The sequence below is a fragment of the Bacillus vallismortis genome (assembly GCF_040784915.1).
Lineage (GTDB): Bacteria > Bacillota > Bacilli > Bacillales > Bacillaceae > Bacillus > Bacillus subtilis_G.
Window position 1 is genome coordinate 2,972,487 of record NZ_CP160797.1, and the last position, 24,670, is coordinate 2,997,156.

Annotated in this window: 25 protein-coding genes; 5 read left to right on the forward strand and 20 right to left on the reverse strand. The window is 45.1% G+C overall.

Going from position 1 to position 24,670, the window contains the following annotated elements:
* Nucleotides 1-135: 135 nt before the first annotated feature.
* Nucleotides 136-3,483, reverse strand: a complete 3,348-nt coding sequence (gene dnaE / locus ABZM97_RS14655; protein WP_367386912.1) for a DNA polymerase III subunit alpha — start codon at nt 3,481-3,483, stop codon at nt 136-138.
* 140 nt (nt 3,484-3,623) lie between these two features.
* Here dnaE and ytrH point away from each other — a divergent pair, with 140 nt between their 5' ends.
* The 3 genes from ytrH to ABZM97_RS14670 all read left to right on the forward strand — a co-directional run bounded on the left by ytrH (nt 3,624) and on the right by ABZM97_RS14670 (nt 4,760).
* The gene (gene ytrH, locus ABZM97_RS14660; protein ID WP_024122464.1) at nt 3,624-3,965 is read left to right on the forward strand and encodes a sporulation membrane protein YtrH; all 342 of its coding nucleotides are present in this window, start codon (nt 3,624-3,626) and stop codon (nt 3,963-3,965) included.
* Nucleotides 3,962-4,465 (forward strand): sporulation membrane protein YtrI, encoded by a 504-nt coding sequence (gene ytrI, locus ABZM97_RS14665; RefSeq protein ID WP_141113413.1) that lies wholly within the window; start codon nt 3,962-3,964, stop codon nt 4,463-4,465. Before ytrH ends, ytrI begins: the two co-directional genes overlap by 4 nt.
* Before the next feature lie 103 nt (nt 4,466-4,568).
* Nucleotides 4,569-4,760, forward strand: coding sequence for a hypothetical protein (locus ABZM97_RS14670; RefSeq protein ID WP_087992431.1), 192 nt, complete (start codon nt 4,569-4,571; stop codon nt 4,758-4,760).
* A 17-nt stretch (nt 4,761-4,777) separates the two neighbouring features.
* Here ABZM97_RS14670 and nrnA read toward each other — a convergent pair whose 3' ends face one another.
* Entirely contained in the window at nt 4,778-5,719 is a 942-nt protein-coding gene (nrnA, locus tag ABZM97_RS14675; RefSeq protein ID WP_253268475.1) for a bifunctional oligoribonuclease/PAP phosphatase NrnA, read from the reverse strand.
* A 130-nt stretch (nt 5,720-5,849) separates the two neighbouring features.
* On the opposite strand from nrnA, the gene ABZM97_RS14680 reads away from it, so the two are divergent.
* Nucleotides 5,850-6,152, forward strand: a complete 303-nt coding sequence (locus ABZM97_RS14680; RefSeq protein WP_087992433.1) for a YtpI family protein — start codon at nt 5,850-5,852, stop codon at nt 6,150-6,152.
* 18 nt (nt 6,153-6,170) lie between these two features.
* Here ABZM97_RS14680 and ABZM97_RS14685 read toward each other — a convergent pair whose 3' ends face one another.
* From ABZM97_RS14685 to sppA, 14 genes are all read right to left on the reverse strand, one after another.
* The gene (locus ABZM97_RS14685) at nt 6,171-7,490 is read right to left on the reverse strand and encodes a CBS domain-containing protein (RefSeq protein WP_087992464.1); all 1,320 of its coding nucleotides are present in this window, start codon (nt 7,488-7,490) and stop codon (nt 6,171-6,173) included.
* Nucleotides 7,491-7,608: 118 nt separating this feature from the next.
* The gene (locus ABZM97_RS14690; RefSeq protein WP_202326931.1) at nt 7,609-8,292 is read right to left on the reverse strand and encodes a metal-dependent hydrolase; all 684 of its coding nucleotides are present in this window, start codon (nt 8,290-8,292) and stop codon (nt 7,609-7,611) included.
* Between the two features lie 61 nt (nt 8,293-8,353).
* Nucleotides 8,354-9,121, reverse strand: a complete 768-nt coding sequence (locus ABZM97_RS14695) for an SDR family oxidoreductase (protein ID WP_087992435.1) — start codon at nt 9,119-9,121, stop codon at nt 8,354-8,356.
* Nucleotides 9,122-9,247: 126 nt separating this feature from the next.
* Nucleotides 9,248-9,382, reverse strand: a complete 135-nt coding sequence (locus ABZM97_RS14700; RefSeq protein WP_087992436.1) for a hypothetical protein — start codon at nt 9,380-9,382, stop codon at nt 9,248-9,250.
* Between the two features lie 61 nt (nt 9,383-9,443).
* Nucleotides 9,444-10,829, reverse strand: a complete 1,386-nt coding sequence (gene argH / locus ABZM97_RS14705; RefSeq protein WP_087992437.1) for an argininosuccinate lyase — start codon at nt 10,827-10,829, stop codon at nt 9,444-9,446.
* A complete protein-coding gene (locus tag ABZM97_RS14710; protein WP_087992438.1) occupies nt 10,826-12,037 on the reverse strand; it encodes an argininosuccinate synthase in 1,212 nt (403 codons plus the stop codon). Before ABZM97_RS14710 ends, argH begins: the two co-directional genes overlap by 4 nt.
* A gap of 170 nt (nt 12,038-12,207) precedes the next feature.
* Nucleotides 12,208-12,720, reverse strand: coding sequence for a molybdenum cofactor biosynthesis protein B (locus ABZM97_RS14715; protein WP_087992439.1), 513 nt, complete (start codon nt 12,718-12,720; stop codon nt 12,208-12,210).
* Between the two features lie 83 nt (nt 12,721-12,803).
* Nucleotides 12,804-13,991 carry an acetate kinase gene (locus ABZM97_RS14720; RefSeq protein WP_087992440.1) on the reverse strand — a complete coding sequence of 396 codons (1,188 nt, stop codon included), beginning with the start codon at nt 13,989-13,991 and terminating at the stop codon, nt 12,804-12,806.
* 345 nt (nt 13,992-14,336) lie between these two features.
* Complete coding sequence (locus ABZM97_RS14725; protein WP_087992441.1) at nt 14,337-15,323, reverse strand: class I SAM-dependent methyltransferase; 987 nt, start codon at nt 15,321-15,323, stop codon at nt 14,337-14,339.
* Nucleotides 15,324-15,381: 58 nt separating this feature from the next.
* Nucleotides 15,382-15,885 carry a thiol peroxidase gene (gene tpx / locus ABZM97_RS14730; RefSeq protein WP_087992442.1) on the reverse strand — a complete coding sequence of 168 codons (504 nt, stop codon included), beginning with the start codon at nt 15,883-15,885 and terminating at the stop codon, nt 15,382-15,384.
* Between the two features lie 109 nt (nt 15,886-15,994).
* A complete protein-coding gene (gene ytfJ, locus ABZM97_RS14735) occupies nt 15,995-16,471 on the reverse strand; it encodes a GerW family sporulation protein (protein WP_253268478.1) in 477 nt (158 codons plus the stop codon).
* A gap of 13 nt (nt 16,472-16,484) precedes the next feature.
* On the reverse strand, nt 16,485-17,165 hold the full coding sequence (locus ABZM97_RS14740) for a DUF2953 domain-containing protein (RefSeq protein ID WP_087992444.1): 681 nt from the start codon (nt 17,163-17,165) through the stop codon (nt 16,485-16,487).
* A 74-nt stretch (nt 17,166-17,239) separates the two neighbouring features.
* Entirely contained in the window at nt 17,240-17,734 is a 495-nt protein-coding gene (locus tag ABZM97_RS14745; protein WP_087992445.1) for an RDD family protein, read from the reverse strand.
* A gap of 12 nt (nt 17,735-17,746) precedes the next feature.
* Nucleotides 17,747-18,754 (reverse strand): signal peptide peptidase SppA, encoded by a 1,008-nt coding sequence (sppA, locus tag ABZM97_RS14750; RefSeq protein WP_087992446.1) that lies wholly within the window; start codon nt 18,752-18,754, stop codon nt 17,747-17,749.
* A gap of 187 nt (nt 18,755-18,941) precedes the next feature.
* Between sppA and ABZM97_RS14755 the strand changes: the two genes are divergently transcribed.
* The gene (locus ABZM97_RS14755; protein ID WP_087992447.1) at nt 18,942-19,745 is read left to right on the forward strand and encodes an NAD kinase; all 804 of its coding nucleotides are present in this window, start codon (nt 18,942-18,944) and stop codon (nt 19,743-19,745) included.
* 33 nt (nt 19,746-19,778) lie between these two features.
* Here ABZM97_RS14755 and ABZM97_RS14760 read toward each other — a convergent pair whose 3' ends face one another.
* The 4 genes from ABZM97_RS14760 to thiI form a co-directional block, all read right to left on the reverse strand.
* The gene (locus ABZM97_RS14760) at nt 19,779-21,368 is read right to left on the reverse strand and encodes an amidohydrolase (RefSeq protein WP_367386913.1); all 1,590 of its coding nucleotides are present in this window, start codon (nt 21,366-21,368) and stop codon (nt 19,779-19,781) included.
* Nucleotides 21,369-21,388: 20 nt separating this feature from the next.
* Nucleotides 21,389-22,978: an acyl--CoA ligase gene (locus tag ABZM97_RS14765; RefSeq protein ID WP_367386914.1), complete on the reverse strand. Its 1,590-nt coding sequence runs from the start codon at nt 22,976-22,978 to the stop codon at nt 21,389-21,391.
* Between the two features lie 179 nt (nt 22,979-23,157).
* Entirely contained in the window at nt 23,158-23,373 is a 216-nt protein-coding gene (locus tag ABZM97_RS14770) for an alpha/beta-type small acid-soluble spore protein (RefSeq protein WP_010329658.1), read from the reverse strand.
* Between the two features lie 91 nt (nt 23,374-23,464).
* A complete protein-coding gene (thiI, locus tag ABZM97_RS14775) occupies nt 23,465-24,670 on the reverse strand; it encodes a tRNA uracil 4-sulfurtransferase ThiI (RefSeq protein WP_202326916.1) in 1,206 nt (401 codons plus the stop codon).

The following is a 24,670-nucleotide window of genomic DNA, read 5'->3' on the forward strand; positions in this document are numbered from 1 at the left end:
TCTCCTAAACACTCCTTATGGATATTTTTGATTCGTATACTGGTGCGTTGATTGCTGCATTCTGCGGAGTTAATCTATCTGAATATTTAAACAGGATGACATAATTGCTCCAATTGTATAACAAAAAATGCATCGTTACCACTGTTTTAAAACGACGTTTTTTTGACCCAACAGCTCTTTTAAGCGATATAACACCTGGTAATCCGCATTGACATGAAACGACTCAGGAAGCTTAATCGTCTGTTTTTGCTTTTCATAATAAAGATAAACACCTGTTTCCCCTTTATGCTCCAGCAAAATGCGCTTAATTTTTGCCAGGATCTCCTGGCTGTGCTGACTGCTTTCTATTTTTATATACACCGATGGCGCATTTTCCGCATCCATATTTTCTAATAATTCTGCCCGGGACATGATGAACTGGACCTTATCCTGCCTTACTTCACATTTGCCCGCTGTGAATAAAAGAGCGCCTTCTCTTAAAACGGGAGAAAGCTGTCTGAATTGTTCAGGGAAAACAACGGCTTCTATTTCACCGGTTTCATCACTGAGCGTTAAAAACGCCATGTTTTGACCTGTTTTCGTCCGAATCGTTTTGATCTTCGACAGCAGGACTCCGAGAGAAAGCGGCCTTTTGACCGTCTGCTGGGCCTGCAGAATGGTCGCTGCTCCGTGTACAGCCAGCTGTTTTCGGAAGGCAGAGAGCGGATGATTTGAAAAATAAATGCCGAGCGTTTCTTTTTCGAACGCAAGTAAATCCACAAGCGGAAGCTCCTCTGTCTCCACATACTTCGGCTTAATCGAAAACGATTCATCTAAAAACAATCCCATTTGGTCATCGTCCGCGGCGAATAGCTCTGCATGTTCCAAAGCAACGTCAATGGATGCGAGCAGCGTCGCCCGGTTTTGGCCGAATTCGTCCATCGCACCAGAAAAAATAAGTGCTTCAAGCATTTTGCGATTTACGTTTTTTGACGGCACGCGAAAGCAGAAATCGAAAAGATCTTCAAATGGTTTCTCTTTTCTCGCTTTATATATATCTTTGACTGCTGAGACGCCTACACTTTTTATCGCGCGGAGGCTGTATCTGACAGATCCGTCTTCAACTCTAAACGGAAAACTGCTTTTGTTCACTGACGGAGGAAGGATACGAATCCCGCTCCCCTTTGCTTCGTAAAGATATTGAGCTATTTTATCCTCATTGCCAATGACGCTTGTCAGTAATCCGCACATAAAATATAACGGATAATGAGCTTTCAAATACGCAAGCTGGCAGCCGATCATGCTGTATGCCACCGCGTGGCTTCGGTTAAAGCCATAGTTTGCGAATTTGACGATTAAATCGTAGACTTCAGTTGCAGTGTCTACAGAATACTCCTTTTTTAAGCACCCTTCAACAAAATGGCTTCGCTCTCTATCCAGGATTTCTTTTTTCTTTTTGCTGACCGCCCGTCTCAGCAGGTCCGCTTCTCCTAAAGAAAACCCTGCCATACGGGAAGCTATCATCATAATTTGTTCCTGATACACAATGACGCCATATGTATCTTCCAAGATGCTCCTTAAATCTTCATGGGGATAGTGAACAGGCGCCTGACCGTGTTTACGGTCGATAAATAACGGAATATTTTCCATCGGACCAGGCCGGTACAGCGCATTGACCGCCACAATATCCTCCAGGCCTGAAGGCTTAAGCCGCTTCAGGACGCTTCTCATCCCTGTAGATTCAAGCTGAAAAATCCCTGTCGTATCCCCTTTCGACAGCAAGGAGAACGTTTTGTCATCCCTGTAGGAAATATTCGAAAGATCTATTTTGATGTTTTCTTCTTTTTCAATCATTGAAGTGATGGATTCAATGAGCGTCAGGTTGCGTAAGCCTAAGAAATCCATTTTTAAAAGACCCAAGTCTTCAAGATGATCCATCGCGTATTGCGTCAAATATATCCCTTCATGCCCTTCCTGAAGCGGAACAACATCTGTTAACGATTCTTCACTCAGGACAACGCCGGCTGCATGGGTCGAGGTATGCCTTGGCAGCCCTTCTATTTTTCGGGCAACTGTAAAGACTTGCTGAAGCAGACTTGACTCCCGAAGCCGCTTATTCAGCTCCGGCGATTGCTGTCTCGCTTCATCCAGCGTCAAGCCCGGCCTTGAAGGAATGAGTTTTGCAACCTGATCTGCTTCCTTCGGGCTGACACCGAATACTCTGCCGACATCCCGAAGCGCCGCTTTTGCCGCAAGTGTTCCAAAGGTGATAATCTGCGCGACGTGCATCGCACCGTATTTCTGCTGAACGTATTGAATAACTTCATCCCTTCTTGTATCCGGAAAGTCAATATCAATATCCGGCATACTGATACGTTCTGGGTTTAAAAAGCGTTCAAACAGCAGGTGATGTTTAATCGGGTCAACATCTGTGATATACAGGACATAAGCCACAAGAGATCCTGCCGCAGAACCTCTTCCCGGTCCTGTAACGATCCCTTTTTCATGGGCGTGCTTCATAAAATCCCATACGATCAGAAAGTAATCGCTGAACTTCATCCGTTTGATGACATCAAGCTCATATTGAAGACGGCGGAGGTATCGTTCATCAGGCGTGCCAAAGCGGCTGCGAAGACCTGCCATACAGATGTCCGTTAAATAATCGTCAGCGGACGTTCCGTCTGGAGTTGGGAAGGACGGGAGACGGGTCTGCCCGAGGCTGACGTCAACCCGGCATTGTTCCGCGATCTCAACAGATGCTTGCAGTGCTTCGGGATGCTCTTGATAAATGTTTTGCATTTCTTCGATGGGTTTCAAATCGAGATCAGGCAGATTTTCGGCGGGGGCATCCGTCAGTTTTTCACCTGCCTTAATCGCTTTCAGACAACGGTAGGCAGCCTTATCTTCTTTCCTTATGTAATGCACATCACCTGTCGCCGTAATAGGGATACCTGTTTCTTCAGACAGCAGCAGAATCTGCTCAGATAAGACTTGATTCTCTTTAAAAGGCTGATAGGAAAAATAAAAGGCCCCCTCTCCGAATATAGACTGAAATTCAAGTGCTGCTTGAGCGGCCTGTTCAAACAGCCCTCCTTCAAGCAGCGTTTCAATATATCCTTTGTCGCCGGGCGTTATCGCGATAATGCCTTCCCGATAACTGTGAAGCCATTTCGGCTTTAGCCCGCCTTTTGATTTCGATTGCAGGACGCTGCTGATTTTCAGCAGGTTTTGATAGCCTGTATTTGATTTGGCCAGCAGGACGAGCGGGTAGGCTTCAAGCTCGTTATCATCTGTAAAAACAGAAGCCGTCAAACCGATTATCGGGTTGATCCCTCTCGCCTTGCATGCTTTATAAAATTGAATAGCTCCGTACATGACATGATCATCTGTCAGCGCCAAAGACGCATATCCGAGCCTGTCAGCTTCCTTGACGAGCTCTTCCACAGCCGCGGCGCTGTTTAGCAGGCTGTACCCGCTATGCACTTGCAGGTGAACAAAAGACATGCTATCACCTCTTTCTCCATTACGATCCGTTTCTTTCTTCATTATAAGTCGGGTTTTCAAAAGAAACAAATGTTCTTTTTCGAGTCGTCATCATACTTGTCCTGAAAGCTCAATATGATATAAAAGGTGAGGTGATCAAGATGGATCAGGAAGCTGGTTTTATGGTAAATTTCATCAACAGTTATTTTATCGCATTAGGGGTGCTGATCGGAGGCGCACTCATCGGAGGCCTCGGAGCATATTTGGCAGGCGAAGCCCCGCTTACGGTCATTACAAAGCTTGCCAACAGATTAAAAATATGGGCGCTGGTCGCCGCTATCGGCGGTACATTCGATGCGGTATACAGCTTTGAACGAGGCATTCTTGAAGGCAATACGAGAGATTTATTCAAGCAGATTCTTCTCATTATCTCGGCCATGGGCGGGGCGCAAAGCGGCTGGCTTATTATTTCATGGCTGACCCAGGAGCATATTTCTTCATGAGGGTGCCACAGCATTACAAAAAACCGGGGTGGCAGCGTTTTTTTGCGGGAATGATGTGCGGAGCCGTGATCAGCTGGTTCTTTTTCCTGTTTACTTACGGTACATTCCAAGAGGAGCAGGTCAGCCTCATTGAAAAACAAAAAGAGCATGTCAAAGACTTAAACAATCAAATTTCAATCTATCAGGAAGACCTCCATAAACTGAACGAAGATAATAAAAGAAAACTGCTGATCCAAAGCGTCAGCGTTAAATTACAGAATGGGGATAAATATAAAATATCACAGCCGGATAAAACGAAATTCGAGGAGCATGTAAAGGATAATATTTCAGAGGTGATTACAAAAGACATAGAGAGCGTCTATCAAACAAAGGATCTTTTAAAACGGACAATCGAAAACAAAGTCTATATGATCAATGAAAAAAAATACGAGGCAACCGTCAAAGAATTAATTATTTATACGAGACTGACAGTAGAACTTGAAATATCATTTGCGGCGTAATTATGGATTTTTTTTAAATTCTCTAAACTTCTGTCGCTTTTTCCCATTCTTTTTTATAAACTATATGTGAGAGGCTTAATGGCAAAAGGAAGGAGGAAGGGAAATGGAGGTTTACAGTGACCGTCAGTTAGCAAAAGATCAAGCAGCCCGGCTCAGACAAGGTTTTTCTGCATATGCCGAAACAAACTCACTCGCTTCCCTCATAAAAAAAGAACTTCAATTTCACAATCTCCAAGTCTACGAGGACCTTACTGATTTCGGCTGCTGGTTCATCCCCGTCACAGATGAACACTAAGAGAGAGGGTCTCCCCTCTACTTGTGTTCTTTACATAGTGTTTCCAGATCAGCTAAAATCCGATCAGCTTCATCCCAGCTGTAAATAGAGGCGCCTGAAGCAAGCGGATGGCCTCCGCCGTTATATTTCCGGGCAAGTCCGTTAATGACAGGACCCTTCGAACGGAATCTGACTCTGATTTGATCATCTTCTTCTACGAAAAACACCCAAGCGCGAATACCTGAGATATTGCCGAGCGTCCCGACAAGCTGTGACGCTTCAGAAGCCGTGGTGCCGAACTTTTCAAGCGTATCCTTTTTGATGAAAACTGAAGCGGCGCCGTTTTCGGACAATGACACATTTTGAAAGATAAAGCCGTTAAGCTTCACCACATTCAGTTTTGTTTCATACAATTGATTAAACAACTCTGAGGAAGAGAATGGATACTGAATGAGCTCGCCTGCATATTTTAATGTTTTTTCCGTTGTATTCGGAAATAAGAAGCGTCCGGTATCTCCGACTATGCCGGCATAGATCAGCTCTGCCGCTTTCGTATTCAGCTTCCAGCCGTGCTCTTTTCCTTCTAAATACAGCTCGTAAATCATTTCACTTACTGAGCTGGCGCTTGTATCGACCCAGAGAAGGTCACCGTATGGATCTTCGTTCGGATGATGGTCGATTTTCATCAGTTTGGCGCCTGAAGGATAACGCTGATCGTCGACTCTTTCCTGATTTGCCGTATCGCAGACAATGACCAGTGCGCCTTCATATGTTTCATTGTCCACCTCATCAAGGGCATATAGGAAAGAGAGGGACGGTTCAGGCGTGCCGACCGCAAAAATATTTTTTTCTGGATACGTTTCACGCAGGATTTCCGTAAGCCCGCACTGAGATCCATAAGCATCCGGATCAGGGCGCACATGTCTATGTAAGATAATCGTGTCATATAATGATATGGTTCTGATTAATTCTGTTTTCATTTGATACTCCTTTATTGTTTTTATTCATTAAATCACATTCTCTGCCGACGGAAAAGAAAAATAACGTCAAAACCAAGCCCGTTTTTGTATAGAATGGGTTTGTAAACTTTTACGATGGAGGATTTCATTTATGCTGGTTCTTGTTTTTTTGATTGGGCTTTCAGCCTGCTTTTATGTGTACTATAAAGTAAAAGGCGTACGGACAAAGCAAGCTTTGGAAAAAGAAATCTGTTCGGCAAAATCAAGCATGGCCTTAGGGTCACTGGTCCTGTTCTACGGGCTCAACCAAATGATATTATTCCATTCAGTATTAACATTAGTAATCGGCGGTATCTTTATCGTCATAGGAGCAGGAAGCGCTTGGGCAGGTTATAAAGCCTACAGGCATTACAATCCCCTTCACGCCAAAGAAGCTGAAAGAGATCACGCGTAAGGGGCGCCTGAACGTCCCTTAGCTTCTTTCCATCAGCTGAACCATCAGCATCGCTTTAGACGCGATATGGCCTTGGCTGTGCACTTCAACTTCCATTTTTCCAAACTTTCTGCCGGCCTCCAAAATGCGCGGTTTGACTTCGATGACCGATTCCATCTGCACAGGCTTCAAAAAGAAAATGGTGATGCTTTCTATTACGAGTTCACCGCGTTTTTTCGAGCGCAAAAACCGGTTTGCCGCTTGCGTCAAAATGGTCGTAAACACACCATAAGAAATTGTTCCGAGCTGGTTTGTCATCTGCGGCGTGACTTCATACTCGTAAACCGTTTGACCCTCTTTATCATCATCCTCATCTTTAAATCCCTTTGAAACGATATCATCAAGCTTTTCCCCGACCTGCGGCTGCTTTTGAATCATTTGAAGGGCTTTTAACACGTCTTGGCGGCTGATCATGCCGATCAGTTTTTGGTGGCCGTCAGTAACGGGAAGCACTTCAATCCCTTCCCATACCATCATTTGCGCCGCCGAGGCGACAGATGTTTTCCCAATAACCGTGACGGGATTTTTGGTCATGACCTTTTCGATGGATGCGTTTCGCTCATGGCCGGCAATATCTTTCGATGTCAAGATGCCGTGGATTTTCATCTGATCGTCAACAACTGGGAACCGGCCGTGTCCCGTTTCAAAGTTTTTCTCATACCATTTTTCAAGTTTATCCTTAGGCGAAAGATATACCGTACGGTCAGCTGGCGTTAGAATGTCCTCCACCAGAACGATTTCTTTTTTGATCAGCTGGTCATAAATCGCCCGGTTAATCATTGCGGCTACTGTAAAGGTGTCATAGCTCGTGGATAAAATCGGCAGCTCAAGCTCATCTGCCAGCTGTACAATACTGTCATCCGTGTTGAAGCCCCCGGTCACCAATACAGCCGCGCCCGCTTCAAGCGCCTGTCTGTGCGCGTTGATTCTGTTTCCGACAATCAGAAGATTCCCCGCTGCGGTGTATCGCATCATCGCGTCCAGCTCCATCGCGCCGATGACAAATTTATTTAATGTCTTATGGAGTCCGGCCCGGCCCCCGAGCACCTGTCCGTCTATGACATTTACAACCTCTGCATAGGTAAGCTTTTCAATATTCTCTTTTTTCTTTTGCTCAATCCGGATTGTGCCCACACGTTCAATCGTGCTGACAAACCCTTTATTCTCTGCTTCCTTGATCGCTCTGTATGCGGTCCCTTCGCTTACTTTCATTTCCTTTGCAATTCTTCGCACAGAAATTTTTTCACCGACAGGGAGTGAATCAATATACGTTAAAATTTGTTCATGCTTCGTTGCCAAGCCTTTCACCTCTAAGGACAGTCTTCTGCTTTTATTATAAGGGCTCGGAGGATTTGTACGCAATGAGCGGGAAAAATAAAAAACATCTCCTGATGAATCAGGAGATGTTTTCAGCCGGTTAAAGCTCGATCGTCTCACCGACCGCCATGACTTTACCGACTCCGCCCGGCAGGCTGTCAGCGAATGCCTCAGGGTCTTGTTCGATAACCGGGAATGTATTGTAATGAACCGGCACGACCTGTTTTGCCCGCAGCCATTCAGCGGCAAGCTTGGCGTCTTCAGGCCCCATCGTAAAGTTATCGCCAATCGGCAGGAAGGCAAGGTCAATATGATTCAATTCGCCAATCAGCTTCATATCAGAGAAAAGAGCCGTATCGCCCGCGTGGAAAATCGTTCTATCTTCCACAGTCAGCAAAATACCGGCTGGCATGCCTGTGTAAGTGATCGTTTTGTTTTCTTCATCTGTGATGGCTGATCCGTGAAAAGCCTGTGTGAGCTTCACTTTTCCAAAATCGAACTGGCGGGAGCCGCCGATGTGCATTGGATGAACATTCAAGCCTTTCCAGCCTAAGTACACGGCGAGCTCGTTCGGAGCAACAACCAACGCGTTGTTTTGCTTGGCAATTTGTTCTGTATCGCCGACATGATCATTGTGTCCGTGCGTCAATAAGATGACGTCTGCTTTTACATCCTCCGGCTTTAGATCCGTTAACGAATTCCCTGTCAAAAACGGGTCAAATATCATATGATGATCCTTCGTTTCCACTGTGATAACAGAATGTCCGTGATATGTCACTTTCATTTCTTTCACCTCGTCACATTATGTTGATTTTATATTTTCCCTTTTCAAGAAACTGAAAAACTTATGTCGATTGATTCTTATTAATGACATTGAGGCCTCCGGTGGCTTCAATGACAGTCCCTGTCACAAGGTCTGAGTTCTCTTCACACAAGAAAGCGATAATCCGGGCGATATCCTCGCCTGTGCCCGATCTTCCTATCGGCGTTTTTTCTTTGCCAATTCGCTTTCTGGCTTCCTCTATTGATGCTTCCTTCATACCGCCCACAATATCTCCCGGGCAAACCATGTTGGCGGTTATGCCGAATTCGGCTTCTTCAATGGCAATGGTCTTCGTCAAAGAAGCCAAACCCACTTTCGCAGCGCCAAATGCCGATCGGTGAAGCCAGCCTGGCGCGTGCGCCGCACCTTGAAATCCGTACGTGATGATGCGTCCGAACTGCTGTTGTCTCATGGTCGGAATAACCGCTTTGAATAAATGAAAGACGGCGCTTAAATTCCCTTCCAACATACCGTACCATTCATTATCAGTATAATCGGCTAACTTTTTACGTTCAAATATGTATGGTCCCGCGTTGTTAATCAAAAAGTCGATCCTTCCGAAGCGGTTTAAGGCAGCCTCTGCAATACGGAGCAGATCTTCTTTTTTGGTGACATCACCTTTTACAAATTGCAGCCGGTCAAGACAATCAGGACAGGCTTCCTTCAGGCGGCTGACAGCCTCCTCATCCCGCCTGTAATTGACTGTTACTGAATACCCCTTTGCAAGCAACATCTCAGTCACTTTTCGGCCTAAACCCTTCGAACCGGCAGTAATTAAAGCATGTCGCACATGAATACCTCCCAAAGCAACGTCGCCGCTTTCAATAAAGTGTTTCTTCTTCTACTTTACTATAAAAGGCCTTCAATATCACTTTTTACACTTTGACATACAAAAAAAGCTGCCTGTACAGACAGCTTATTCCTCAGAAGATGAAGGCTCTTGATCAAACATATCCACATAACCGCTTTGATATGCTTCTGAAATAAGCCTTGTTGTCTCCTGACTTTCTTGATCATCATAAATATAGCGTTCCGGTTCTTTTTTCATCATCCTGCCTCCCATCATTATAGAAATAGGTTGGCTATAATGACGGGATTTTATGAAGGAAATTTTAACAAACGCCTGCTGCCACGCAAGCTTTCGCTTTTCCAAGCGCCTGCTCTACCTGTTTGAACCCGGTGCCTCCGGCGCTCATTCTTTTTTCTACTGCGTGGTAGGGGTCTAACACAGTGTAAATATCTTCTTCAAAGAGCGGGCTCGCCTGCTGAAAATCGCCAAACGGCATATTGCTTAAATAGATCCCTTTTTCGATGCATGTGTACACAAGTTTCCCGACCACTTCATGCGCCTCTCTGAACGGCATTCCTTTTTTCGCTAAATAATCGGCCAGTTCTGTCGCATTTGAAAAGTCTTGTTTTGTCGCTTGCTTCATATTCTCTTTGTTTACAGTCATTGTTTCGATCATGCCTGTGAAGATTTGCAGGCTCCCCTCGACCGTTTTCACCGTGTCAAACATGCCTTCTTTGTCTTCCTGTAGGTCTTTGTTGTAAGCGAGCGGAAGGCCTTTCATGATCGTAAACAGCCCCATCATATCGCCGTATACGCGTCCCGTTTTGCCGCGGATCAGCTCTGCCATATCAGGGTTTTTCTTTTGCGGCATCATGCTGCTTCCCGTTGCGTACGTATCGTCAAGCTCGATGAATTTAAACTCCTGAGAGCACCAGAGAATGATCTCTTCAGAGAAACGGGATAGGTGCATCATCAGCGTACTGCTGTTGCTTAAAAACTCCAAAATGAAATCTCTGTCGCTGACGCCGTCCAGGCTGTTTTCATAGATGGAATCAAAACCGAGCAGTTCTGCTGAATAGTCACGGTCGATCGGGAAGGTTGTTCCCGCGAGCGCTCCGCAGCCAAGCGGAGATTTGTTAATCCGCTTCATTGAATCCTGAAAGCGCTCCTTGTCGCGCTCCAGCATCCAGAAATACGCAAGCAAATGGTGAGCGAATGAAATCGGCTGGGCGCGCTGCAAATGTGTGTAGCCCGGCAGAATCGTTTCGACATTCGCTTCCGCCTTTTCGATCAGCGCGTTTTGGAACGCCTCAATCAGCTCAATGATGTGATCGACATGATTTTTCAAATATAAATGCATATCAGTCGCCACCTGATCATTCCGGCTTCTTCCGGTATGCAGCTTGCCTCCGAGAGGGCCGATTTCGTCAATAAGCATTTTCTCAATGTTCAAATGAATGTCCTCATAATCGACTGAGAATTGCAATGCCCCCTCCTCTGCTTTTTGCAGAAGGGTATTTAGTCCCTCACGGATTTTCAGCTCTTCTTCCGCTGTAAGGATTCCGCATTTTTTCAGCATGGCAGCATGTGCGAGAGACCCTGTAATGTCTTCAGTCACTAAATTTTGGTCAAATGATATGGACGCGCCGAACTCGTCGACCCATTTTTCCGGTGTTTTTTGGAATCGGCCTCCCCAAAGCTTCTTCATGCTTTCATCTGCTCCTTCTTTTTCACGATGCTGTTCACTTTTGTCGGAAGTCCCCAAAGCTCGATAAACCCGATTGCCGCATGGTGATCAAACGCATCGTCTTTTGTATATGTTGCAAGTTTTTCATCATATAGAGAGTATTCTGATTTGCGTCCTTCTACAATCGCATGGCCTTTAAACAGCTTGATGCGAACAATGCCTGTGACATGCTGTTGCGTTTCTTTTAAGAAAGCGTGCAGCGCGTCTTTTAACGGAGAAAACCATAAGCCGTTGTAAATGATTTCTGACATTTTTTGCTCGATGATCGGTTTAAAGTGGGCTACCTCTTTTACAAGCGTCAAATCTTCCAATTCTTTATGCGCTTTGATCAGTGTCATTGCACCTGGGCATTCGTATACTTCACGGGATTTAATGCCGACAAGGCGGTTTTCCACGTGGTCGATACGTCCGACACCGTGAGCGCCTGCCATTTCATTCAGCTTCAAAATCAGTTCAGAAAGCGAGTAGGCTACGCCGTCAATGGATACAGGCACGCCTTGCTCAAACGCAATTTCAATCACTTCCGGCGTGTCCGGCGTTTTTTCCAGCGGAGCTGTTAGATCGTATGCACCTTCAGGCGGAGCCGCCCATGGATCTTCTAAAATGCCGCACTCGTTTGCGCGTCCCCATAGGTTTTGGTCGATAGAATACGGGCTGTCAAGATTGATCGGAATCGGAATGCCGCGGCTTGCCGCATATTCAATTTCTTCTTCACGTGACCATTGCCATTCCCGAACCGGCGCGATGACTTCAAGATCAGGATTTAATGATTTAATAGAGACCTCGAAACGAACCTGGTCATTCCCTTTCCCTGTACATCCGTGCGCAATCGCCTGTGCATCTTCTTTTTCAGCGATTTCAACCAGTTTTTTCGCAATCAGCGGTCGAGATAATGCGGAAACGAGCGGATATTTTCCTTCATACATCGTATGAGCCTGCAAAGAGATAAGCGCGTAGTCCTGTGCGAATTCTTCTTTTGCATCGATCACGTAGGAGTTTGTCGCGCCTACTTCCAGCGCTTTCTGCTGAACAAATGCCAAATCCTTGCCTTCACCGACGTCCAGGCAGCAGGCGATCACATTATACCCTTGCTCCTGAAGCCATTTTATTGCAACGGAGGTATCAAGGCCTCCTGAGTATGCTAATACAACTTTTTTCTGTTCTGACATGATAAAAATCTCCTCTCAGCCATGTTTCTTTTTTGTATAAAAATAAATTATATTTAATAAAAATACATTTTGTATGTATACACTTTAACAAGTACTTTTCGTTTTTTCAAGCCTTTTATTAAAAAAACTTCACCTGAATTTCCAGGTGAAGTTTCTTAGTATTTATTCATTTACTTGTCTTTTCTGATTTCTCTGACGACATGTGCAAGTTCGGGAATAATCAGCTTCTTCATTGCCAGCTTTACCGCGCCGCTTGAGCCTGGCGTTGAGAAAACAGCTGTATGCTGGATAACGCCGGCAGTCGCTCTCGACATGATTGCGGCCGAGCCGATATCCTCTGTATAACTCAGCATTCTGAATATTTCTCCAAAGCCGGGCAGTTCTTTTGAAAACAGCGGCGAAATGGCTTCAATGGTGACGTCCCGATCTGCTATGCCCGTCCCTCCGTTTAAGAGTACCGCGTCTGTCTGTTCATCCATGCAACCGGCAAGGACAGCCCGCTGCAAAGCATCCTTTTCATCTTTTACAATTTCATAGGCGGCAATGTGATGACCGGCTTCTTCTAAAAATGAGATCATCAGCTTGCCGCTTTTATCCGTTTCTTCCGTCCTCGTGTCACTGACTGTGATCACTTTGCACCGAACGATATCGGGCGCTTCTTGTTTATGCTCTTGAACGCTCATCAGCTCACCTCTTTTATTTTTTCTGTCATTATCATGCATGAACAAAAAAGCACATTCAAGTGAATGTGCTCTTTAAAAACGATTTATTTTGCTAAACGGGTAACGTCGCGCGCAATCATGACTTCTTCATCAGTCGGAATGATCATGACTTTTACTGGAGAATGCGGATAGCTGATGAAAGCTTCCTCGCCGCGTACGTTATTAAGCGCAGTATCCCAGTAAACGCCCATGAATTCTAAGCCGCGAAGAACGCGCTCTCTGACTTCCACACTGTTTTCACCGATACCGGCAGTAAAGATGATCGCATCGACACCGCTCATTCTTGCAGCGTAAGAACCGATGTATTTGTGGATTCTGCTCGCGAAGACTTCAAGGGCCGTTTCCGCACGCTCATTTCCTTCTTTCGTTGCTTCAACGATGTCACGAAGATCGCTTGAGAAACCGGAGATGCCGAGCAGTCCGCTTTTTTTGTTTAATGTATTCAGTACTTCGTCAGCTGTCTGGCCTGTTTTCTCCATGATGTATGGGATCAGGGCAGGGTCGATGTTTCCAGAGCGTGTACCCATTGCCACACCGGCAAGCGGCGTAAAGCCCATAGATGTATCAATTGATTTTCCGCCTTCAACAGCAGCAATACTAGCGCCGTTTCCAAGGTGGCAGGAAATCAGGCGTAAGTCTTTTAACGGACGGCCAAGAAGCTCTGCTGCACGCTCAGTCACATATTTATGTGAAGTGCCGTGGAAGCCGTATTTACGGATGCCGAATTTTTCATAGTATTCATAAGGCAGGCTGTACAGGTAAGACTGTTCAGGCATAGTTTGGTGGAATGCCGTATCAAAAACAGCAACCGCAGGAACATTTGGAAGCACTTCTTTGAACGCTTTAATTCCAACGATATTCGCCGGGTTGTGAAGCGGTGCCAATTCAGAAATATCTTCAATTTCCTGAATGGTTTCATCACTTAATAAGACAGAATCGCTGAATTTTTCTCCGCCGTGCACGACACGGTGGCCGATTCCGTCAATTTCATTCAAATCTTTAATAATGCCGAATTCCGTTAGCTTATTCAGCAGCATTTTAACCGCTACCGCATGATCCGGAATATCAGTTACTTCTGTATTTTTCTCGCCGTTTACAGATATCGTAAATACGCTGTCGGCGATACCAATTCGTTCAACTAAACCCTTCGTTAAAACCGTTTCTGAAGGCATTTCGAAAAGCTGAAATTTCAAAGACGAGCTTCCTGCGTTAATTGCAATAATTTTGGACATGATTGACGCTCCTTTATACTCTGTATCAACAACTTCTTTTTCGTACTTTTTTCCCGGTGAATATCATCTTCTTCTCCGAAAAATATCTGACTTTTCCATTTAAACATTGTCATGTCGGCATTTCAAGTCAACTTGTATATTGATAACGCTTACAGTGAGAAGTCGTTATTTTCAGACATATCACCTATAGGTTTTGAATTGACAAACGCTTACATATTGCGGTTTTCCCTTCTATATTTTGTGTTTCAAAACTTGATTCAATTCGCCTGTCCGGTCATCAAGTGCCACAATAAAAACAGCTTAGGCATCCATCGTATGACGGCCGCCTAAGCTGCTATTCGACATCTATTTTTCTTTTCCAACCCACGCATCTATTTGAGCCATCATATCAAGCATCGCCTTCTGATTGGTGAAAGACGGAAGATTCGCAAGCAGAATTTGCCCCGGCGTTTTCGTCCCCTCTCCTTTTTTCTGGAGCACAAGGATGCTTTTGGCATGAGCCTCTTCTTTAAAAATAGACTTTGGCAGCTGCAAAAGGGCGTTGATATGAACCTTTTCTTTAAAAAACTGTTTCAGCTTGTCGCTTTGGGAGCTCTCAAACAAATGATTCGGGATCATAAAAAATAAATAGCCGCCCGGTTTGGTATGTTTGAGGCTCTGTTCTATAAACAGATGATGTGCGAAGGAATGACCTTCGTCCGCTTTGAGCTCAAACGCTTCTGCTCCTTCGTCATTCGGATAATAGCCGACCGGCAGATCGCATATGACCGTGTCAACAGGATCGATAAACAGCGGCTCAAGGCTGTCCTGATGGAACAGCTCAAGCTCTTTTTTCAAAAGGTTCGCTTGGGCATACGCGATCTTCAGCAGTACGTCATCAATTTCAATGCCAAAGCTATTCGCCGTTTTTTCAGACAGCTGGTTCAGCACGGTGAACAGAAGGTTTCCCGTTCCGACAGCCGGATCAAGGACCGTAAGTTCCTTTTGGCCCGCCATAAACTTATTCACCAAATAACTGATGAAAAGCCCAATTGTGTCCGGCGTCATCTGTCTGTTCGGATGAGAGATATCTTTCAGGCCTTTCAGGACAGACAGCTGAAAAGCTTTGCGCACCCACTCGTGCTCATATGTGCCGAATTCCGCTTTTTCAAGCAGAGCCTGAAGCTGTTCGGTTTTCTCATCAGACAGTTTCAGCTGATTCGTTTTTTCAAGAAAATACATTTCTCCCGCTTCAGCCAGCGCCTCTATATATGAAATTTGCAATTCATTCTTTATGATGATCGCGGCTTCGTCTAACAGCTCGTACACCGCGCCCACATGGTCTTTTTGCATATGTGTTCCTCCTTGCCATAAAAAAAGCTCCGGCGGCAGCCTGGAGCTTCTTCCCTGCTTACTTCACTAATGCCTTAGCAGCCTCGATTGGCTCTTCATAGTTCGGGTGGTTTGTTGCTTCACTTACATATTCTGCGTAAACGACTTTTCCATTCTCATCAAGGACAAATACGGAACGCGCAAGCAGACGAAGTTCTTTAATATACACACCGAACGCTTCGCCAAATGACATGTCTCTGTGGTCAGACAGCGTTTCTACTTTGTCAATTCCGTTAGCGCCGCACCAGCGAGCTTGTGCAAATGGAAGGTCTGCACTGATTGTGTAGACGTTGACATCTCCAAGCTTTGCTGCTTCTTCGTTAAAACGGCGTGTTTGCGCATCACAAACACCTGTGTCAATTGAAGGGATAACAGAAATAATCGTTACCTTTCCTTTCATATCAGCTAACGATTTTTCTTCAAGGCTGTTAGTCAGCACTGTGAAATCAGGAGCTTGATCCCCTACTTTCACTTCTTGTCCGACAAGTGTAACCGGACCGCCTTTAAATGTAATTTCAGCCATTATAATTCCTCCCTTTTGTATGTATGTCTCTATCATAGTAAAGTTTCCTGCAAACTGCAAAGTTTATGCCAAAAAAAAGTTAACTGCGGCGGCCGCAGTTAACCCTTATTTAATAATTCATATTGTTCATATTATTCATTTGATTTTGGTTTTGGTTTTGGTTTTGGCCTTGACCTTGGTTCTTGTTGTTTTTCTTAAACATTTGCTGGATGCGCTCTAGTGTTTGAGGAGCTGCGTCTAAAATTTTCTCGATCAAATGAGTGTTTTCATCTAAATGAAGCATTCTGATGCCGGTCGATCCGACAATTAAAAACGCGATCGGTGTAATGGACACACCGCCTCCGCTTCCGCCTCCGAAAGGGAGTTTTTGTTCTCTTGTCTCATCGTCTCCGGATTTCTTTTCTGCCGGCTTACCGCCAAACTCACTTCCGCCTGCAGCGAATCCGAATCCAACTTTAGAGACCGTTAAAATCACGCTTCCATCCGGCGTCTCCACCGGGTCTCCGATGATGGTGTTAACATCAATCATTTCCTTCAAGTTTTCCATTGCGGTTTTCATTAAACCTTGAATGGGATGGTCTGCCATATACGCTTCCTCCTTAAACTGATGAATCATTCTTTGAAGTCATTCGAGACGACGGATTCTTCTTTAATGCGGATAACTCCCGTCCGTATTTGACGAATTTGAAAGCTGCAAGCATAGCATGTCCAAAGCGAAAAAAGAATATACACTGAAAATGAGTCTTGGAGACAGGGACTTGAAACGACGGAATCACTTCATAGACGGGTTTCTCCACAAAATCCAGATGCTCATACAGCATCGCAGCGATACCGCCTTTCACACCCCATACAGCACCTGTTAACACGCCTGTTACTGCTGCGTCATGAATTCCCACGATTGTAACCCATTCGAGTTTTGTGATATGTAAATGCGCCAGAAAAGTCGCGTTGATTTTCCGTAAATTTTTGACCTGGTGCAGAAGCATTTCGATTTTATGGATACTTTGCTGCACATCATCAAATGTGATTTTTTGCTTGCCGCTGCTTTCTTTCACTTTGGATTTTGATTTTTGTTTGATGTCAACTGTTCCGTCAGCTTTGTTCACCTTAATGGCCGGGATTGATTTTTTGACCCGGATCAGGCCAAACAGCGTCGTAATCTTCAAGGTCAGTTTGTCGTTATCCTCGGCATGAAGATACTCGACCGCAACATGTACTTTCATTCTGAGAAGCAGCACGATACCTATAAGAATAAGAATGGCTGTCAGCACATATATCATATTCTTCACTTCCTCTAGGAGCATTATCGCCAATCCAGAAAAAAATAAACCCGGACGAGGTCCGGGTTTATCGGTTATTTGCGATATAGTTTTTCATGCACCACAGTCGTGTCCGCGATGTAGTCATGAATCCCCTGTTTTGTAGGTGAAAAAGCAACGACGATATATAAAATCCAAATCTTATCAATATACCTTCCGACTACTTCACGAAAAATCACTGTACTCCATGTCAGCTTATGGTCCGGTTTCACAGAAACCACTTTGAGGCCGAACACCATTTTTCCAAGCGTCTGCCTGAAGAACTTTGTCAGCAGGGCAAAATAGGCAAGAAACACTACAAGCGTAGTCACACTGTAAGCCGAGAAGGTAAACATGCCGGATGTTTTCGGCAGATCCAATACGGTAAAGAGGGGAGAAACAAGTAAATGGTTTAATCCCCATACAACGAGCCAATCAAGCAGGAAAGCCCAGAAACGAACCCAAAAGCCCGCATAAGCATGTGTCAGCTGCTCCGCTTCTTGCGGGCCTTTGATGTCATTGCGCTCAAACTCTTCATATGTCACATCCATTATTGATCCCTCCTACTTCGCATAGAGATACATCATTCTCGGCGAACCGGATTGTGAAAGAATTTCTCTCATATTAAGAAAATCGATTTCACTCTTAAACATTTTGTTGGCGCCCATGGAAAACAGCGAGCCTAATCCCAAGCTTTCCTCGTAAGAAATGACAGAGGCGTTTTTTAAATCCTTATGATCCTTTTTCATCGCTGAAATGGTATCGTCATAAAAACCAAGTTCATCAACGAGCTTCAGTTTTTTCGCCTGCCGTCCGTCATACACACGTCCGTCCGCAATTTTCTTTACCTCCGCTTTCGACATGCCGCGGCCTTCAGAAATGACATCAACAAATCCTTCATATGAATTATCAACCATAGATTGCATAATGTTCTTTTCTTCTTTCGTCATCTCACGGGAAGGAGACATAATATCCTTATGGGCCCCGCTCTTAATCGTTTCAAAAGAAATTCCGAGCTTATCAGCAAGCTTTGAATAATTAACACTTTCCATAATGACGCCGAGTGACCCAGTTAAGGTTTCCGGGGTCGCAAAAATCTTATCAGCCGCCGTCGAGATGTAATAGCCGCCAGATGCTGCCATCGATCCCATTGACACGTAAATCGGTTTTTTTGTTTCTTTCTTGATCTCTTCCAGCTTCTTATGTATTTCAGCACTTTCATATACTCCGCCGCCCGGAGAATTCACTTTCAGAACGATGCCTTTAACTGTCTTGTCATCTTTTGCACGCTCAAGGTTTTTTAAGAACGTTCTGTGGTTATATCCGCCTGATCCCAGCAGACTGCTTGAATCCCCATTATCCTGAATGGTGCCGCTGACCTCCAATACGGCAATTTTACTTGAGAGACTGCCGTTTTCCAGCGTCTTTTCCTGCGATTCATCCGTCAGTGATGAGAGATCCGTTTGAGCGCTTTTGACGCTTTCAAAGAAACTCATTGAGATACTGACGATGATGGAAACGCCGAAAATCCCCAGGGCAATCACTAATGCGATCCATCTTTTTGCATTCATTTTTTTCTCCTCCTTTTTCCCAAACTCTCTCATAATACGATTCAATATCAAAAATGTTTCAATTAATGAGAAAGCTCTGGCTTAACGGGCTGCCGCCAAACGTGGTACACTTATGGCCAAAGGTATTTTATCACAAATACTAAATGACAGAAAAACTTAAATATGACAGCTAAAGGGGAAATGGGATATGACCGATCAACGCCGTAATGTTTATTTTTTTCACAAACAGGACCAGAAAACAAACGAACAAGCCAGCACGTTAACACAATTGGCTGAAGAACATGGATTTACGGTTGTGAATCAGCCCTCAGACGCCAATATTATCGCAAGCATTGGCGGAGACGGCACATTTTTGCAAGCAGTCAGAAAAACGAATTTCCGTGACGATTGCTTGTACGTCGGCATTACCAAAAAGGGGAAAGCTCATTTATATTGCGACTTTCATAGTGATGATCAAGGGAAAATGGTCGATGCAATGACGTTTGAACAAATAGAAGTCAGAAAATATCCGCTGATTGAAGTGACAGTGGATAACGCCAGCCCTTTTCACTGCTTAAACGAGGTTTCCATCCGTTCAAGCATTATTAAAACCTTTGTGATGGACGTGCTGATTGATGATCTGCACTTTGAAACGTTTAGAGGAGACGGAATGATCATCTCAACCCCGACAGGCAGCACCGCATATAACAAGTCTGTCGCAGGAGCAGTTGTTGACCCGTTGCTTCCATGCATACAGGTATCTGAGCTTGCATCCCTTAACAATAACACCTATCGGACACTCGGCTCGCCATTTGTCCTCAGCTCTGACCGAAAGCTGACCCTTCGTGTAATGCAAGACGGCAATGAGCACCCGATCATCGGTTTGGACAATGAAGCACTCAGTACAAGAAACGTGAAAACAATCGAAATCAAACTGTCTGACAAAAAAATCAAAACAGTCAAACTAAAGGACAATTCATTTTGGGAGAAAGTGAAGCGTACTTTTTTATAGAAAATGAAAAGGACAGGCTGCCCGCCTGTCCTTTTATGACTTCTCATATACAATCTGGCCGTTGATCACGGTTTTTTTAATGTCCAAAAGATGAAGCTGTGCAGGGTCAATTGCAAATGGATCATCGCTGAGAACCGTAAAATCCGCGTCATAGCCCTCGGCAATTTTTCCGCGTGAATTGTCTTTATAAATGATCCCGGCGCTTCCTTCTGTATAGAGCTCAATCGCTTCATACACCGTCAAACATTCGTTTTCATTATAGCTTGGCCCGTTCTGTTCATGGGTGCTTTTTCGGAGCACCGCGGACTGGATGCCAAGAAGCGGGTCAGCAGGCTCAATCGGGGCGTCTGAGCCGCCCGCGCATAAAATGCCTTTGGACATCAGCGTTTTCCATGCAAAGGCAGTTTTCATCCTGCCTTTTCCGAGACGGTCAATGACCCAAGGAAAATCACTGGTGACGAAATGAGGCTGAATATCAATTGCGATCGGCATGCGTGCCGCTTTTTCAATTAATTCGTCATTGAGCACTTGAGCATGAATCAGCCGATCATGCCGGCCGCTTCGGGGCGGATGCTTTTCAATTGCGTTCAGCACTTTTTCAAACGCAAGATCGCCGATCGCATGAACGGCAACCTCCATGCCTTTTTCTCTCGCTTTTCGAATAAGCCGGCCAAGGGTTTCATCATCATGAACCTGAACACCATTAGTGGATGGATCGTCGTGATATGGTTCTTTCAATAAAGCCGTTCTCCCGCCAAGCGCCCCGTCAGCAAATATTTTCATGGCACCGAATTCCACATACGGGCCCGACGGCTTCTCCAGCTGCTCCCATCGATCGACCGCTTCATGATGAACGAGCAAATGACAGCGAAACGGATACTTTCCGCTAGCGGCAGTTTTCTCATAAGCTTTCATCGGCACCGAAACATCACCATAATAGGACAAGTCTTCCGAATGTCCGCCCGTCAGGCCTTTTGTCCAGCAATCCTCTATCGCAGCTGTGAGCGCCTCATCAACATAGTGCTGGGAGACTGGCGGGACAGCCTTCAGAATCAGATTCTGCGCCTTATCAAACAGAAGCCCGGTCGGCTCTCCATTTGCATCTTTTACGATGACTCCGCCGTCAGGGTCAGAAGTGTTTCTTGAAATCCCCGCCGCTTGAAGAGCCGCAGAATTAACAGTTATCGCATGCCGGCATACCCGCTTAAGCAAGACGGGCCTGTCCGGAAATAAACGATCAAGATCATGCTTGGTCAAATAGTCCGGTGTCTCAAATTGATTTTCATTCCAGCCTTCTCCAACGAGCCAATCGCCTTCAGGATACTGACGCTCTCTTTCCTTGACAGCCTGTAAAACAGCTTCTTTCGACGTCAGCGCAGACAGATCGAGCTGAAGCTGTTTCTCGCCGTGGCCGATCAAGTGTAAATGGCTGTCGACAAATCCGGGAAACATCACTGCCCCGTTCAGGCTGATTTCTTCTGTGTCCGGGGACCCGTATTTTTTCTTCAGGCGCTCATAGCTGCCGGTGCCTTTTATGACACCATCCTCAACATAAACCGCCTCTGTCCGATCGCCTTCTTCGAGCATCGTATAAATGAAACCGCCGTGCCATATCGCCTTCACTTCACGTCCACTCTCTTTCTTTACGCCTTTTTATTAGCTTTGAGCTGTTCTTCACGTTTTCTTAATTCCACTCGTCTGATTTTTGCAGAAGCCGTTTTCGGCAGGCTTTCCACAAATTCAATTTCTCTAGGATATTTGTACGGAGCGGTAATGGTCTTCACATGATTTTGCAGGACTTTGACAAGCTCATCACTGCGTTTTTCGTGATTCTGCAGGACAACATATGCCTTAACGATGGAACCTCTGATTTCATCAGGGCTTGCGACAACAGCACATTCTTTTACTTCGGGGTGCTTAACGAGCGCGTCTTCCACTTCAAAGGGCCCGATCGTGTAGCCGGAGCTGATAATGATATCGTCGTTTCGGCTTTCAAACCAAAAGTAACCTTCTTCATCTTTTTTTGCTCTGTCTCCTGTTAGGAAATAATCGCCGCGAATTTGTGTTTTCATTCTTTCCGGGTCTTTGTAATATTCTTTAAAGAGCGCCGGCGTGCTGAGGTGGACAGCGATATCGCCAACCTCACCAGTTTTACAGATTTCACCGTCTTCATTAATGATCTCCACCTGATTTCCCGGTGTCGGTTTTCCCATGCTTCCTGGTTTAATATCCATGTCTTTTAAGACACCGACTAAAAGCGTGCTTTCTGTTTGGCCATATCCGTCCCTCACCTTAATGCCGAAGTGCTTTTGAAAAACATCAATGACTTCACGGTTAAGCGGTTCGCCTGCGGAAACGGCGCTGTGCAGGGCGGAAAGATCATAGCGGTCCAAGCCTTCAACCTTCGCCATTAAGCGGTATTCCGTCGGCGTACAGCAGAAGACATTGATTTTGTAGCGGCTTAAAAGTTCTAGATATGTTTCTGCTTTGAATCTGCCGTGGTACACAAAACCCGTTGCTCCGCTGCCTAGCACAGCTAAAAACGGGCTCCATACCCACTTTTGCCAGCCTGGTGCAGCAGTTGCCCAGACGGTATCCTTTTCAGAAATATCAAGCCAAGCGCCAGCCGATGTTTTTAAATGAGCAAATGCCCAACCGTGCGTATGTACAACACCTTTAGGCTGACCTGTTGTTCCGGAAGTGTAAGATAAGAAGGCCATATCTTCTCTTGTTGTGTCAGCTGTTTGGAATCTGCTTCCGTCCGCTTCAATTGATAAGAGATTCTTCCAGCCGGCATCGTTTTCGCCAATAGACAGCTTAATCAGTTTGTCAGCCGTACTGACATCACGGAAGGCGCCGATAAACGCAGAATAGACAATAGCGCCTTTCACTTCTGCATGTTCAATCCGGTATTCAAGATCTTTCGCACGAAGCATTTCGGAGCACGGAATGACAACCATGCCTGATTTCAGGATAGCCAGATAAACCGCATATGCTTCAAGCACCCGCGGAACCATTACAATCAGCTTGTCGCCTTTTTTAAATCCAAGATCAGCCAAAGCCGCTCCGATTTTATTTGTTTCTTCCATCAGCTTTTCATATGACCAAGACTCTTGCTTGCCAGACTCATCCTCCCATAGAAGAGCGGTTTTTTGTCCAGCGGCACTGAATTTTTCAATTTCATTTACTAAATTATATTGCATAGGGGCAATTAAATCTTCTCGTTTTAACACGAACAACTCCTCACTTTCTCCTCCCATTATACATAAATACAAGCTCTTCCCGTAAGGATTTGCCTAAAAACCAGCTCGATAAACATATGTTTTTATAGGTCGCTGGTCCTTTTATATATATAAAAACGAAAAAGAGTGGGGTTTTCCCCCACTCCTAAGCCATTATGTGAAATTGTAAATTAGAATTGTCCTCCGCCCATGTTTTGTTGAGCAAAAGAAACAAGACGTTTTGTGATCTCTCCTCCAACAGAACCGTTAGCGCGAGAAGTTGTGTCTGCTCCAAGGTTTACACCGAATTCAGAAGCGATTTCTAATTTCATTTGGTCGATGGCTTGAGCAGCTCCTGGTACTAGGAGTTGGTTACTGCTGTTACCGTTTTGACTGTTTTGTGCCATGTGTCTCACCTCCTTGTGAGTATAGAATGTGTTAAAACACATGGCTTCATACAGAAAAACTTTGGTAATTACAGACAGGAGCTGCAGCTGGTTAAAAGAGTTCCGCGAATTTATCGTTTGCTTCTTGTTCGCTATACAGCGTCATTGTCTCAATGTTTTCAACCGCTTCTTGGATATACGGCTCAAAATCAACAAAGCTTTCATAGTGTTCAATTTTTTCTTTTTTAGGACGTGTTTTCGGGCTTGGCGGCGTAAAGATCGTGCAGCAGTCTTCAAACGGCTGAATGCTTGTCTCATATGTGCCGATTTCCCGTGATTTTTCGATGATGTCTGTTTTATCCATGCCGATCAACGGACGCAAAATCGGTGTTGATGTCACCGCGTTTATCGCATACATGCTTTCAAGCGTTTGGCTCGCTACCTGACCGAGGCTTTCTCCTGTAATGATGGCAAGTCCGTTTCTCTTTTCTCGGATTCTGTCGGCAATTTGAAGCATGAGGCGGCGGGTTGCCGTCATTGTGTAGTTCTCAGGAATTTGTTTTTGGATGAGCTCTTGCGTTTTTGTAAACGGAACGATATGAAGCGTCATGCTTCCTCCAAAGCGGGACAGGCATTTTGCCAGATCCATTACCTTTTGTTTTGCGCGCTCGCTTGTATATGGCGGGCTGAAGAAATGAACAGCTTCTACCGACAGTCCCCGTTTCATCGCATAAAAACCCGCCACAGGACTGTCAAAACCGCCGGAAAGCATCAGCATTGCTTTGCCTGCTGAACCGACTGGCAGGCCGCCTGCACCTTTTTCATCGCGAATCGTCAAAAAGGTCGCTTCCTCTCTGATCTCGATTCTGAGCGGGATGTCAGGGTTGCGGACATCGACCGTCAATCCTTCTGTATTTCTCAAAATGTGGCCGCCGATTTCAGCGTTCATTTGGTTTGTATCTAACTCAAATTGTTTATACGCTCTCTTCGTCGCGACTTTAAACGTATCACCAGGCTGATACTGATCCTTAATAGCATGGAGAGCAGTTGCCTTAATATCATCAAGGCGGCTGTCACACTTAATCGCCAGGCTGAAGCTTTGAATGCCAAACACCTGCTTTAAAAGAGGAAAAAGAGCCTCCGGATCTTCTCCATTTAATGTAATCGTCATGCGGTCACGATTGGAAAAGTATTTTAAGTTCGGATAGTCTTTCAAAACGAGTCTGACGTTTTGCTTTAAGCGCTCAATAAAGCTTTTTCTGTTTTTGCCTTTGGTTGATATTTCCCCAAAACGAATTAATATATGATCGTAATTCAT

Excerpts from the sequence above, each read along its gene's own strand:
- nrnA (WP_253268475.1), bottom strand. The coding sequence starts at position 5,719 with ATGAAAACAGAATTAATCAGAACCATATCATTATATGACACGATTATC.
- argH (WP_087992437.1), bottom strand. The coding sequence starts at position 10,829 with ATGAAGAAGCTTTGGGGAGGCCGATTCCAAAAAACACCGGAAAAATGG.
- ABZM97_RS14680 (WP_087992433.1), top strand. The coding sequence starts at position 5,850 with ATGCTGGTTCTTGTTTTTTTGATTGGGCTTTCAGCCTGCTTTTATGTG.
- ABZM97_RS14670 (WP_087992431.1), top strand. The coding sequence starts at position 4,569 with ATGGAGGTTTACAGTGACCGTCAGTTAGCAAAAGATCAAGCAGCCCGG.
- ABZM97_RS14710 (WP_087992438.1), bottom strand. The coding sequence starts at position 12,037 with ATGTCAGAACAGAAAAAAGTTGTATTAGCATACTCAGGAGGCCTTGAT.
- ytfJ (WP_253268478.1), bottom strand. The coding sequence starts at position 16,471 with ATGGCAGACCATCCCATTCAAGGTTTAATGAAAACCGCAATGGAAAAC.
- ABZM97_RS14740 (WP_087992444.1), bottom strand. The coding sequence starts at position 17,165 with ATGATATATGTGCTGACAGCCATTCTTATTCTTATAGGTATCGTGCTG.
- ABZM97_RS14725 (WP_087992441.1), bottom strand. The coding sequence starts at position 15,323 with ATGCAAAAAGACCATGTGGGCGCGGTGTACGAGCTGTTAGACGAAGCC.
- dnaE (WP_367386912.1), bottom strand. The coding sequence starts at position 3,483 with ATGTCTTTTGTTCACCTGCAAGTGCATAGCGGGTACAGCCTGCTAAAC.
- ytrH (WP_024122464.1), top strand. The coding sequence starts at position 3,624 with ATGGATCAGGAAGCTGGTTTTATGGTAAATTTCATCAACAGTTATTTT.
- ABZM97_RS14770 (WP_010329658.1), bottom strand. The coding sequence starts at position 23,373 with ATGGCACAAAACAGTCAAAACGGTAACAGCAGTAACCAACTCCTAGTA.
- ABZM97_RS14745 (WP_087992445.1), bottom strand. The coding sequence starts at position 17,734 with ATGGATGTGACATATGAAGAGTTTGAGCGCAATGACATCAAAGGCCCG.
- ABZM97_RS14700 (WP_087992436.1), bottom strand. The coding sequence starts at position 9,382 with ATGATGAAAAAAGAACCGGAACGCTATATTTATGATGATCAAGAAAGT.
- ytrI (WP_141113413.1), top strand. The coding sequence starts at position 3,962 with ATGAGGGTGCCACAGCATTACAAAAAACCGGGGTGGCAGCGTTTTTTT.
- ABZM97_RS14715 (WP_087992439.1), bottom strand. The coding sequence starts at position 12,720 with ATGAGCGTTCAAGAGCATAAACAAGAAGCGCCCGATATCGTTCGGTGC.
- ABZM97_RS14690 (WP_202326931.1), bottom strand. The coding sequence starts at position 8,292 with ATGAAAGTGACATATCACGGACATTCTGTTATCACAGTGGAAACGAAG.
- thiI (WP_202326916.1), bottom strand. The coding sequence starts at position 24,670 with ATGAATTACGATCATATATTAATTCGTTTTGGGGAAATATCAACCAAA.
- sppA (WP_087992446.1), bottom strand. The coding sequence starts at position 18,754 with ATGAATGCAAAAAGATGGATCGCATTAGTGATTGCCCTGGGGATTTTC.
- ABZM97_RS14720 (WP_087992440.1), bottom strand. The coding sequence starts at position 13,991 with ATGTCCAAAATTATTGCAATTAACGCAGGAAGCTCGTCTTTGAAATTT.
- ABZM97_RS14755 (WP_087992447.1), top strand. The coding sequence starts at position 18,942 with ATGACCGATCAACGCCGTAATGTTTATTTTTTTCACAAACAGGACCAG.
- tpx (WP_087992442.1), bottom strand. The coding sequence starts at position 15,885 with ATGGCTGAAATTACATTTAAAGGCGGTCCGGTTACACTTGTCGGACAA.